Below are 12672 nucleotides of genomic sequence, written 5' to 3'. Positions count from 1 at the left end.
TAGGGAGCAAAGTATGTCACTCAAAATTAAGGCTTGGGCCCTGTCAATTGGTGTATTGGTGGCCTTAATCCTCGTCATGTTCACTGGTCTGAATGTAATGCGCGATATGAGTGCAAAAGATAACCGCGCTCGTATCGAACAATTAATGACCAGCACTTATCTGAGTATTGTTCAGCTTGAAAACATGGCCGCCAGTGGCAAACTCAGCGAAGAGCAAGCCAAAGCAATCGCCACGCAAATCCTGCGTGAGAACAAATATCACAAATCAGAATACGTATACGTCACCGATGAGAAACTCAATTTTGTAGCAACCCCACTTGATCCACAGCTACATGGCACTAGCTTTAACGAATTTAAAGACGCCAAAGGTGGCAGTGTTGGCGCATTGGCAGTCGCAGCGCTGAATAAATCGGGTGGCGCACTAACTGAATATCCTTGGACATCAGAGCGCGAAGGCAAAGTAGTCGATTTATTATCTGTGGCCCAACGTACCCCACGCTGGGGCTGGATTGTGGGCAATGGTGTAAGTTTTGCGGAGGCCGATGCACGCTTCTGGGCGACCGCAAAATGGGAAGTTGTAATCTGTTTGGCAATTGCTGCAGTCGTGGCATTTTTGCTGCTTGGGACTGTGCGTAGCATTTTACGGGATTTGGGTGGTGAACCTGCCGAAGTATTGAAACTCGTACAAGCAGTAGCAGATGGTGATTTGCAAGACAAGCGTGAACAACATCAAGCCTCACAAAGCAGTATTTATGGATCGGTATTGCGTATGCGTAGTTCGTTACGCGAGGTGCTCACTCAACTATCACAGGCGGTAAATACATTGCATCACACCAGTGATGATATTGTGTCCCGCGCCCAGGACAGCAATCGCCTGATTGAAGCACAAGGCAATGCTGCTACGCGAATCGCACAAACCGCAGAAAGCTTTGCTGAACAAACCCGCTCCGCTGCAGATCAAGCGGCAACCGCTCGCCAGCAAAGTGAATCCGCCACCCAAATTTCAGCCAAAGGGCTTACGGTTATTTCTTCCGCTGTAACTCGCTTTGCCGATATTGAACAGGCAGTCGGTGACACACAAAGCAGCATTGATGACTTAGCACAACGGGTGGCGAGTATTTCTGCCGTAATCGCCGTGATTCGTGACGTCGCTGATCAAACCAACTTACTGGCATTAAACGCCGCTATTGAAGCTGCACGTGCTGGCGATATGGGGCGTGGGTTCGCGGTAGTAGCCGATGAAGTGCGCAAACTCGCGGAACGTACTAGCTCTGCCACCCAAGAAATCGGCCAGACTATCACCGCAGTCCAAGGTAGCGGCCAAAACGCCAAAAGTCGCATGGATGATATGTTTATCCAGTTGAAAGAAGGCATACGCCAAGCCAAGGAAGGCGGAGAAGCGGTTAAAGCGATCCGCCAAGAAACCGAGGCGACCTCAATCGTAGTTGGTGCGATCGGAAACGCTCTATCAGCGCAGGTTGGTGCAAGCTTGCAGATTCGCAATGATGTTGATGAAGTTGCACAGTCTTCAAGTGGAACCATGTCAGCCGCGCAAGGCACAGTTGGCGCGGCACATTCTATTAAATCGGTATCTACCCAGCTTGCGAGTTTGGTGCAAAAATTTAGGCTGTAACCCGATGAATCTCATCACAAAAAAGCCCGAATTATTCGGGCTTTTTTGCTGTCACATTATTCAGAAATTTTGGTAACTTCATCTGCTCGGCCAACTACTGCATCTGGCGGCAAAGCCATTGGGCGTAAAATCCAAGCTCGGGCAATCTCATAAAACACTGTTAGCAAAACTGGGCCAATGAAAACTCCTAACATGCCAAAGGCAATGGCACCGCCCAATACTCCGAACAGAATCAGAATAAATGGCAAATTACTGCCTTTACCAATCAACAACGGCTTGATCACATTATCAGCGGAACTCACAACCAAGAGCATCCACACTGCCAAAAAAATTGCCCAAGCAGTATCACCCTGATGGTACAACCACGCCGCAGCAGGCAAACCTAGCAAGACAGGCCCACCAGGCAGCAAGGCCATGATAAAGCTCGCAAACCCAAGAGAAAGCGCATTGGGCACCCCTGCAATCAAATACGCAATCCAAGACAGCAGCGCTTGTGCGATCGCGGTCCCTAAAAAGCCATACACAACGCCTTTGGTAGAGCCAACTGAGACAGCGAGCAATTCGGTGCTCCGCTCGCCAGCAACTCGCTCCATCAGCCCTCTTACCCAATCACGAATATGTTCGCCATCTTGATAGATAAAAAAGGCAATAAAAAGACTCATAAACATCAACACCATGCCACCACCAATTTCACTGGCGATAACAATCGCCCACTGTGTGGCGGGAGCAATCAGACCACGAATCATAGACATGGTTTTTGCGTCATGCGCAGCTAAGCCCGACCAAAACTCACTAATCGGCGCCCCTACCAAAGGTAGCTGTATTAACCAATCAGGCAACGATGGCCAACCCGACTCAAAACTGCTGCGAATTCCTGCAATAAATTCAACCCCCACATTCGCAAAATCACTCGCGGCATAAATGACCGGCAGTAAAAAAAACAAACACATCATGACCAGCAAAATCACCGCGGCAATGGCTCGCCTACCATTACATTTTTGCACCAACCAGATATATGGTTTCCAGGTACTCAGCACTAGAATGGCGGCCCACAAACTGGCGGCCAAAAAAGGTTTCATGATCGCATAAACAGTTAGCGACAATAAAAGCAAAGCCCCTAATGCAACCAGGGGCTCTATCAAATCGGAAGTTTTTAATTTCATGGCATGCTGTCGATAAGTTTACATAACAGCAAGGATAGCGGAAAAGCGAGCGTCCAACCTCACAAACGGATGACAATACAACAAAAAATGCATCATCCGCCTGCCGAACAGGATCAACGGCCTTGGCTTGCACTCATCTTGGCGCGATAAACCAGCAAGCCCATCATTTGTGAGATGTCTAAACGCACCTGAGCTGAGTCAACCCGCCCATAACGATCAGCCAGAGCTTCATGCACCTCACAAGCCAAATTAAACAACATTGCTTTTTCAGTCTCAGGTGCACGTCCGAGATATTGATTAATTTCATCAACAATCTGATCGGCTAATTCCTCAGGGTAAATCGCCTTTGCCGTTAAAATCCGATCTAAGAGGCGCACACCAATCACACCTAAACTTAATAATTGTATGGCCATATCAAGCTCCAAGCCGCATAAACCTTTAGTTCACTCTAGTGAGACGTCCTATCTTTAACAGTGCCATCCGTCTAACGGTAATGGGCATGTAAAAGTCCTTGCAATCGCCTATAAGGTGTTTTGTTTAGCGACATCGTCAGCTAAGTCGCCTACAGTCCACTGCTGCAATGCATCAATTAAGGAATGTGAACTATGTGTGGAATCGTTGGCGCAGTCTCTACCCGCAATGTGGTACCGATGTTGATTGAGGGCTTATCGCGCTTGGAATATCGCGGATATGACTCAAGTGGCATCGCGCTCATTAGCCAATCGGCTACTCAACCGTGTCTTGAACGCATTCGAGTTGCTGGCCGTGTAGCCGACTTAGCCCAAAAAGCCCAACACGCCAGTGGATTAATCGGGATTGCTCACACCCGCTGGGCTACACATGGCGCACCGACCGAAGCCAATGCTCACCCACATTTGGGTGGCGACAATGTCATGGTGGTGCATAACGGAATTATTGAAAATTTCGCCGAGCTAAAAGCCGAGCTAATTGAATGTGGCTTTGCTTTTAGCTCGGACACCGATACCGAAGTAATTGCCCATCTCATTGCCTACGAGTTGAGTAAAGCACCTGATTTTCTTAGTGCCGTGCAAGAAGCGATCCGCCAGCTAAAAGGTGCCTTCGCCATCGGAGTACTTAATATCAACTCCCCCCAGCAAGTTATTTGTGCACGTCAGGGTAGCCCATTAGTAATTGGTCTAGGTTTTCAAGAAAGTTTCTTCGCCTCGGATATTGCCGCCCTACTACCACTTACACAGAAAATGATTTACCTGGAAGAAGGTGATCTTGCCTTACTCAACGGTCAAGCCATTCAAATTTGGGATAGCAAAAACACACTCGTTGAACGCCCAATCCGTATGTTGGATGTTTGCAGCGATTCTGCCGAACTAGGGCCATATCGGCACTATATGCAGAAAGAAATTTTCGAGCAGCCGGTTGCGCTGGCCAATACGCTCAATCAAGCATTAGCAGCAGGCTTTGCACCAACGCTTTTTGGCGAAGATGCCGCCGCAATTTTCACCACCGCCACCGCCATCCGTATTATTGCTTGTGGCTCAAGCTACCACGCAGGCCTGGTTGCCAGATACTGGATAGAGGCATATACCGGTATGCCAGTCAGTGTGGACATTGCCAGCGAATACCGCTATAGCCAAGGTCTAGAACAACGTGGAACACTGATCATTGCGATCTCCCAATCTGGAGAAACCGCCGATTTACTCGCCGCGATTCGCAACGCCAAAGAGCGTGGAGAAGTCAAAATATTGGCGTTGTGCAATGTAGCGCATTCAACGCTGACTCGTGAAGCAGATCTCTCCCTGCTTACCCAAGCTGGCCTCGAAATCGGAGTAGCTTCAACCAAAGCCTTTACCACCCAACTGGCCGCACTTTATGTACTTGCTGGTAGTCTGGCAAACGCGCGGCAAACACTAAGCGAAGCACAGCTATTAGAATTAGCCAACTGGTTGCCACGCCTGCCGGCCATGATCAGTGCAGTTTTAAGCCAAGAAAGTGAAATGGAAAACTGGGCACAAGCACTCACCCACTTTGAACATGCTTTATACCTTGGCCGTAATACGCTTTTCCCAATCGCACTCGAAGGGGCGCTTAAGCTCAAGGAAATTGCCTATATTCATGCTGAAGGTTATGCAGCAGGCGAATTAAAACATGGGCCACTTGCGCTAGTAGATGAAGACATGCCAATCATCGTCTGCGCAGCAAATGACAGTTTATTTGAAAAATTGATGTCCAATTTGCGCGAGGTTGAAGCTCGCGGAGGCCAGATTTACTTAATCGCAGAACCTGGCTGCGAAGCGGCATTACCCTATGTAAAATCAGCGCTGATATTACCTATCAGTACTGGTCCACTGGCGCCAATTGTATTTTCAATACCTTTACAGCTACTGGCCTATCACACCGCACATCGCAAAGGCACCGACGTTGATAAGCCAAGAAATTTGGCCAAATCTGTGACTGTCGAATAAAAATTCAACGTGAAATATTTCATTATTTCAACCTATTAAAGTCGTGAATTGTTTAATAGAGTCGTGAAATTGAACCCAATAAAAATGCCCCTTGCAGCGAAGGGGCATTTTCTATGTCGTGAAAAAAGCTTACAAACCTACTTGATTGCAACCTAACTTCATATACCCTGCAAGTGATTCAGGATTGAAAAAGGCGGAAACATCAGTATTTCGACTGTTTAGACAACACATAGCAACGCAGAATGCGTTCTTGAAGTTTATACATCCGCTTGGAAAATTAGTCCAGACAAGCCGCAGGCTGTTGCTGTGGACTCATGCTGGAATAGTAATCTTACCCAATGTTCGTCCTTGTCATCGTAAGCGTTTTGACAAAACCAACACCCGCATTTCGCGCCAAACTTTCCAGTTGCTGCAGCGGTATACCAAATTGATCCGCAGACTCAGTCAATGATTGTTCTTCTAGATAAAATGCAGTAACAGCTTGATACAATTTGGGGTGCCAATGCCCAGCTACTAATGTATTTGAAGCATTTTCAAGTTCAGCTGGACTACTATTCTCAAGTACTGCCAGTGCTTGTTCTGTCGATTCAAACAACGTGCTAATTGCTATTAGATAGGCAAGCGTAGTTAACGTATCAACTTGGCAAAGCAAGATACCATCTATTGGCTTGAAAAACTCTCCAAAGGGCTTCTTCGCTAATCTTGGCAATAAAGGTTCAATCACTAGATCACTAAGTAAGTGCTGCTTCGCATCGCTCGTAAACGTTTGAAGACCTAAAGAGTTTGCTAGCTCAATCAGTTTGTTGTACTGGCAAACGGATTTTGATCTTCGATAAATAGAAATTGACTAGCGGCTTTGGCCGAATAACTCTGACAGAACCACAAAATAATGAAGGCCGCTACTGCTGGTTTGCGGCCTCATTTCATTGAAATTACAGAATCACAGTTAGACTATTGGCTTCTACCTGCTAAATACGCCATAGGACAACGCGGGCATAAATATTTAGGTTAGTTGCCAGAACGGCACTAATCTAGTTTTGCTTGGCACTAATTTGAGTTAGCTGCACCTTCAATTAATAAGGGTAAATTGGCGTTTGGTTCGCTAAATTGAGCCATTGACCGTTAGAGACTTGATTGTGTTTACCGAGCGCTAAGGCGTAGAACTCTTCCGGCAAGACTGGCAAGCCCAGCGCGGCAACCGAGTCGAGCGCCGTTTGCGAGACACTCATGCCATACATGGCAAATATCGCGCGTAAATCTTTGCCGATGATTTTGGAGCTGAGTACAAACAGCAGGTCAGGATTGCTGATGGTGTTATTGCTAAAACTGCCCATCGCATATTTGTCTTTACTATTGGCATCCCAAGCTTTGCTAACCAGTCGATCCCCTTTGGTGAGCAGCGTAAAGTAGTCCAGCGTGGCCTCCATGCTGGGGATGCTTTCCAGTGCGCGATACTTGCTGAACAAAAAGGCGAGCTGGAAATGCACCGCACGCATCGGGTCTTGTCCCTTATTCATATCCCACAGATTGGTTTGCATATCCAGTACTTTGGCATCACCCGTCATACCACTATTGCGGTTGGCGACGATGCGCTGATACAGGCCAGGGTGGTCGGTATTGTGGCCAGTGTCGATGCCCAGTGTTTTGAATTGGCGCATCATTTGAATGCTCGCCAGTACATTGTTATTACATTCAACAACGCAACCTTTGCCGTTGAAGGTAATGGTCATCACGCGTTGAACGGTATTGTGACCCAGCTCGTGGGCATGGCCCCAGCCTGTGCCACCAATGCCGGCAAAACCATCTGATGGATTACCCGAGCACAGGAAGCCACACTGCGCGATCCAGCCAATAAAGTGTTGTACGCCAGGCGCACGATGAATCGGCCCAGTGCAATCCCAACTAAACTGACTGCAGAGTGTTGAGACATTGTTGCTCAGCGGCATATTGTTGTAGCCGTTCGCGATATGGTTCGAATCAAACAGACTGCCTTTGACTTGATCGATAATCACTTTTTTCGGATCTGTATTACCGATGGCTTGTTTGGCGTAGTAAATCGTTTGCTGGATCTCACCACCGACGAATTTGGACGTTTGCCAGCCAAAGTCGGCACGGTTGAGCGCGGCAATCGCGTCGGCGATTTCGGCATCACTTTGTGGCTTGGTAAAGTCAAAGTGGGCATATTTGGCGGCGCCACGGATTTTCAGCGTCACGCTGCGTCCCGCGGTTGCACCACTGTAATTAAGAAATAGCGGGCCACCGAAAGGGGTGACAAAGACGCTTTCGCCACTGTCGGGTAAGGGAATCGGGAAAGACTGTGGCTCACGTGGACGTTTATAGCCTTCTTTCTCGTTATCTGTCAGCGGGTTGCCATAAGCTCGCACATAGCTAGTTTGTAAATTCAAACCGCTGGTACCGCCATCATCAACAACTTCGATATACACCGGTTGACCGGGAATCGCACCGCGACCAATTGCCGTTATCCCGGATGATTGGGCAATGGTGACTTCAATGGTTTCGCTAGCCGCACTCACGGGGATTGATTGGGCTGCCGCTGGCATGTAATCGCCTTGGCCAGTTGGGCTTACCATGGTGCTGCCTCGGTTATATGCCACCCATGAATCCGAAGCATAAGTGCGCAGAAACTTGGCTGGGTCTCGGCTGCGGAAGATGGTTCCATATTGAATGCTAGGTCGATATAGATCTGCCCAATTGATCAATAGCCGATGCAGTTCAGTGGTTGCGTTGGTAAGAATGTCAATACCGCGACGTTGCATCCATGCCATTTCATCTTGCAGCTGGGAAATAGCATTTGTAATGCCAACATTAGTATTGATGCTTGGATCAGGAGTATCCTTATCCATTAATATAAGCGCACTGACTAGCGCCCCCATTGAATCTGCTTTTTGGATTGAATCAGTGGCGGTCCTACTCGCACCGACCGAAACACCTGCTAAAGGTGCATAATAATTACCTGGGTAGCCCCCTAGCTCCATGCCTACGGCCTGCAACACCTTGCGACCGCCTGCTGAATCTCCCCAATTCGGGTGCATATAAATGATTGCTTTGCCACTCGCTTGATATTGACGCACCAATATTGCAAGGTCCGGATCATTTCTAACGGCTGAACCAAACACCAAAAGATCGGCTTCTTGCCAACAGCTATTATTTGCTGCGGTTAAATCACAGGTGATGCTTTCGGGCGCTTTGCCAAGTAAGGTGATGAATTTGCTTACTGTGGAAGCATCGTAGCCCGCTGTTGCGAACTTGATAGTTGCCGGCAATGGTCCGGTTGCTTTACCCGTCATGACCCAATTGAATGCCCGGGTGAACAAGGGTAAGTGCTGAGTTTCTCTAGATTGATTCGCCATCCAATTAAGCACATTAGCGCCATAGGCTAAGGCGCGGCCTTTACCATATGTGGAAATTGCTGCCATACCACTACCATCGTCCGCAACAATTAAGGGGATTGCTGACGTTGAATTTGATCGCTGAATTTCGATGCTATTTGTGGTGTGATTCAGCGTGAGATTAAGATCACTATCCCCATATATGTCGGATATAGCGGCAGATTGCGCCTGTTGGTAGCTTACCGCACGGGCAGTAGCCAAGCGAAGCGCTTGTTTTGCCAAGTCGATATTTGCAGGCGGAATATTGGGCGAGTCGGGCGGAGTTGTTGGTAAAGAATCAGGAGCATCGGTTGCGTTAGGAGCAAGAGTCACAATCGGATGACTTGTTGCCGTAGGAGCCAACGGGGAATTCGGTTGTGCAGTTGTAACCGGCTCATAACTTGCAACGGGCTTAACTGTTGCAACAGGTATGGCCGTCGCGGTGGGTTTGGTTGTGGAAACCGCTACAGGGGTTGGTAAAGCCACCATAACCGGCGGAGTTACTGAAGGTGCAGTGGTAGATACCCCTCCTTCGTGGCATAGACCCAGATCGTTCCAGTTTTTCCAATCTTTACGATGCTTCCAATACTTGATACTCAGAAAATTCGTACTAATTCGCTTCGGATTTTTATCTGTATTTGCTACTTTTGCTTGGTAGTTATGATTCCCGAGTGAAACCACATCCCCCTGTGAATATCGAGTCGACGACGACCATATTTCTTCGCATTTTGTAGTAATCACCGTTTGGGGGGGATTTGTAACAGAGATGGCTTCGCCAACCGTTTGCATCGACTTTGACGTCGACATAACTGTACCCGTTGTCGTGATGGACGAGTAATTCGGCATCTGTGTCGGTTGAGGCGTCACTTCCTTCGCTAGGCTAGAGTCTTGAAAGACCGCCCCAGATGCAACTGTTTTTGCTTGAATGTAAGTTGTATTTGCAATGCGCGAGGAGACTGGTAAACCCTTGGCGGATGGGGTGAATTGGGAGCCATGCACCTCAATCATCCTTGGGCGTGAATTATTGCTGATCGCGGATGCAGCGCCAACATCCTGCCAGAGCAAGCCCGATCGATTTGGGAGCCAGCTTGAATTAGCAATATGCGCTTTCAATGCTTTGTAATCACGTCCACCAAATGTCACTATGTCATTAGGTAGGTAGGCAGTTTCGCTTTGCCATAATGGGGCAGCGAGTATTTGATTCGAGATTAGGATTGTCCCAATCAAAAGAATAGAGTAACGATGGTATGAAGCCATTTGATATAGCCAATAAAGATAACAAATTAATTATTTTTCGAGTTGTAATAAGCGGGAGCGGATAGCCAATCTATTTTTTGAAAACTGGAAGCTCACAACTCGAAGAGTGATTACTCATAGAGCTTTTCTAGATATTTCACTATTGATAAATAGTGTTGGGCTTTTAACTGGCGAAAACATCAGAAAACACTAATATTGTTATTGTATTTGCTCTGCAGTGCGTTTTATATGACATAGGAGTACGATTCTATGACATTGGCACCCCGCCCCAGATTGATTAGCATCCTCCAGACGAGTTTCAACACTTCACCAATTAAGTCAACAGCCCTAGTCAGTCAGGACAATTACGAACTTGGTAACAATGTCCGCATTGCACGAACAGCAATGGCACGGGTGAAAAATAATAGAGGCCGCAACCTGATGGTTTGCGGCCTCTATTATTCAGGCATTGACTGCAACAGCTCGGCCTAGCGGGGCTTTGTTACCTAGCGCAATTGAAAAGCCTCTTGATGGAAATGGTGCTTTGGCATCCCCGCTTTGCGCAATTCCGCGAATAAATGGCTAGCAAAGGCTTGTGGGCCACAAAACCAAACACTTGGCCAATTTTCAGTATTGCTGCCCAAATGAAGGCTTTGCATCGACGCTCGCCCATCTCTTTCGCTCTGATGGATATGCAGGTTGATACTTGGCAAATTGGCGCAAAGCGCAGCAAGCTCTTGGCTGTAAATGGCTTCTTGCTCATTGCGTACACAGTAGTGCAATGTCACGCTAGGAGCTTGGTCTGGTGAATCTTTCATTTCATCTAGCCAAGCTAAAAATGGTGTAATCCCAATACCTGCGGCAATCCAAACCTGCCTTGCATCATTAGCGCGAGTGAAGCATCCATAAGGCCCTTCAATACTCACAACATCCCCTACTTTGACCGAGTACGGCAACCGGTGGGTATAGTCTCCCAATGCTTTGATTGAAAATCGTAATGTTTTTTGTGCATTAGCAGCGCTGGCGATGGTAAATGGGTGGGCACCTTCCCAGCCATTAAAGCGCAAAAAAGCAAATTGCCCGGCTTGATGCTTCCATTTGCCATCAGTTTTACACTCAAGCTCTAGCACATCTTTACCAGTATGTTCAATGGCAGTCACGATAGCTTGGTGGGTACGCTGGCGGCCAATCTGCCCGAATAATGAAATCAGCGCGCAAATGCTACCCACCGCTGCAGTGGCCGCAATCAGCCAGCCCATCGGTTGAGCCCAGTAAGTTTGTGGGGATAACACCAGCGCATGTAATGAGAGCACCACGAAAACCACTGCAAGGGCTTTGTGCAAATAGCGCCAAAATGAATATGGAAAGCGCTGCCATAGCGTCAGCACCAGCATGATGGCAAGCAGGTAAACCGACCATTCGCCCATATCTTTGACGGGGCTGCGCAGAAAATCAAACCATAATTGAGCATGTGCTACGCGTGGCGGGCGTTCAAAAAAATGTTTGAGCAGCCCACCCGATAGTTTGATGCCGTAGTGCAATATACCAAAGCTGATCGCCAAGATACCCGCCCATTTATGCACACGGTACATGCGGTCCAAACCACCAAAGGCTTGCTCCAACCAGACAGGTCGCACGGCTAATACCATAATCAAGCCCATCAATTCAAAGGATAAAATCCCGCTTAAATTGAGTGCCTCGCGGCGCAACCACCAAATATCCAGTGCAGCAGGCCAGCTGACCCACACCGTACTCGCCCAGGCCAGCAAAGTCAGTACGATCACTAGCAATAGCTTTTTCATGATCAACCTCATCTCAATCAGTTAGATGAGTCAATCTTGGCAGCCCACACTTAAGCCAGCATGAAGCTAGGTTGCGAACAGCTGGTAATTATTACCGCGCTAGTTCGCTTAGCTGCAGCGCGAAGCATTGCAGCGACCTAAGACGAAAAAGGTCGCTGCAATTTGCATCAAACATCTTCGGATGGCGTGCTGTGATGCACCCTTAGTTGCTCGGCAATGCGTTCGCGGGTCGCGGTATCAAGTGGGTAATCTACTTGGCTAAGCTCAGCAACATGAGTTTGCGCTAAGTAATGCCGAATTTGCTTTAATTGCCTGCGGTTGCGGCGGCAATTGTGGCAAATCGCCAGATGAAAGGTCACTGCGATGCGGCGAAATCGTCCTATTGCTTGCTCCGGCTCCAGCGTGAGCAAACGGCTTACTTCACGACAGGTCAGCATGGCGTCCTCCTTCGCTCAAACATAAGCGCAAACCCTGCCGAGCCCGATACAGCAGTTGATACAAGTTAGCGCTACTAATTCCTAACTGCGCACAAACCTGTTCCGCGGGCTCGTCGTTAAGCTCACGCAACCAGAATATTTGGGCCATCCGGCGCGGCAGGCGGGCCAGACATGCATCAATTTGCTGGCGGATTTGTTTGCTGTCGAGCAAACGAGCCGGATCTACCCATTCCACTGGTGGTACCGCCCAGTGCCCACTCTGATCAAATAAGTCATCCTCACTGACGGTGGTATGGTCTAAGCACTGCTCCATATCCAAGGGCGCGGTTTTTTGCTGTGCACGAAACAGATCAATAATTTTGAATTTTAAAATCCCAATCAACCAGGTACGTGGGCTTGACTCGCCGCCGTATCCTGCGGGGTTTTCAATCGCCGCGAGCAAAGTATTCTGCACCGCCTCTTCAGCCAAATGTGGGTCACGCAAGCGGCGTAAAGCAAAGCTATACAGTACGTCACCGTGCTCGGTTAGCCAATCGATCGCTTGTGTCATACCCCTACCTTTTCCTGCTGC

General features: G+C 48.2%; 9 protein-coding genes. 2 read left to right on the top strand and 7 right to left on the bottom strand.

Annotated elements, in window-relative coordinates:
• The first annotated feature begins 13 nt into the window (after positions 1-13).
• On the top strand, positions 14-1633 hold the full coding sequence (locus tag HZU75_RS13930; protein WP_180306615.1) for a methyl-accepting chemotaxis protein: 1620 nt from the start codon (positions 14-16) through the stop codon (positions 1631-1633).
• Between the two features lie 56 nt (positions 1634-1689).
• Here the strand turns inward: HZU75_RS13930 and HZU75_RS13925 are convergent, their stop codons facing one another.
• Both HZU75_RS13925 and HZU75_RS13920 read right to left on the bottom strand, forming a co-directional pair.
• On the bottom strand, positions 1690-2796 hold the full coding sequence (locus HZU75_RS13925) for an AI-2E family transporter (protein ID WP_180306614.1): 1107 nt from the start codon (positions 2794-2796) through the stop codon (positions 1690-1692).
• Between the two features lie 113 nt (positions 2797-2909).
• Positions 2910-3209, bottom strand: coding sequence for a hypothetical protein (locus HZU75_RS13920; protein WP_180306613.1), 300 nt, complete (start codon positions 3207-3209; stop codon positions 2910-2912).
• A 192-nt stretch (positions 3210-3401) separates the two neighbouring features.
• On the opposite strand from HZU75_RS13920, the gene glmS reads away from it, so the two are divergent.
• The gene (glmS, locus tag HZU75_RS13915; protein ID WP_180306612.1) at positions 3402-5237 is read left to right on the top strand and encodes a glutamine--fructose-6-phosphate transaminase (isomerizing); all 1836 of its coding nucleotides are present in this window, start codon (positions 3402-3404) and stop codon (positions 5235-5237) included.
• Positions 5238-5568: 331 nt separating this feature from the next.
• Here the strand turns inward: glmS and HZU75_RS13910 are convergent, their stop codons facing one another.
• The 5 genes from HZU75_RS13910 to HZU75_RS13890 all read right to left on the bottom strand — a co-directional run bounded on the left by HZU75_RS13910 (position 5569) and on the right by HZU75_RS13890 (position 12651).
• Entirely contained in the window at positions 5569-5961 is a 393-nt protein-coding gene (locus HZU75_RS13910) for a hypothetical protein (protein WP_180306611.1), read from the bottom strand.
• Positions 5962-6310: 349 nt separating this feature from the next.
• Positions 6311-9883 (bottom strand): ImpA family metalloprotease, encoded by a 3573-nt coding sequence (locus HZU75_RS13905; RefSeq protein WP_373279613.1) that lies wholly within the window; start codon positions 9881-9883, stop codon positions 6311-6313.
• A 485-nt stretch (positions 9884-10368) separates the two neighbouring features.
• The gene (locus HZU75_RS13900; RefSeq protein WP_180306609.1) at positions 10369-11664 is read right to left on the bottom strand and encodes a ferredoxin reductase family protein; all 1296 of its coding nucleotides are present in this window, start codon (positions 11662-11664) and stop codon (positions 10369-10371) included.
• Positions 11665-11831: 167 nt separating this feature from the next.
• Positions 11832-12101: an anti-sigma factor family protein gene (locus HZU75_RS13895; protein WP_180306608.1), complete on the bottom strand. Its 270-nt coding sequence runs from the start codon at positions 12099-12101 to the stop codon at positions 11832-11834.
• Positions 12085-12651, bottom strand: coding sequence for a sigma-70 family RNA polymerase sigma factor (locus HZU75_RS13890; RefSeq protein WP_180306607.1), 567 nt, complete (start codon positions 12649-12651; stop codon positions 12085-12087). Before HZU75_RS13890 ends, HZU75_RS13895 begins: the two co-directional genes overlap by 17 nt.
• Positions 12652-12672 lie beyond the last annotated feature (21 nt).

The sequence above is a fragment of the Chitinibacter fontanus genome (genome assembly GCF_013423785.1).
GTDB classification, from domain to species: Bacteria; Pseudomonadota; Gammaproteobacteria; order Burkholderiales; family Chitinibacteraceae; genus Chitinibacter; species Chitinibacter fontanus.
This window is presented reverse-complemented; position numbering and strand designations above follow the sequence as displayed.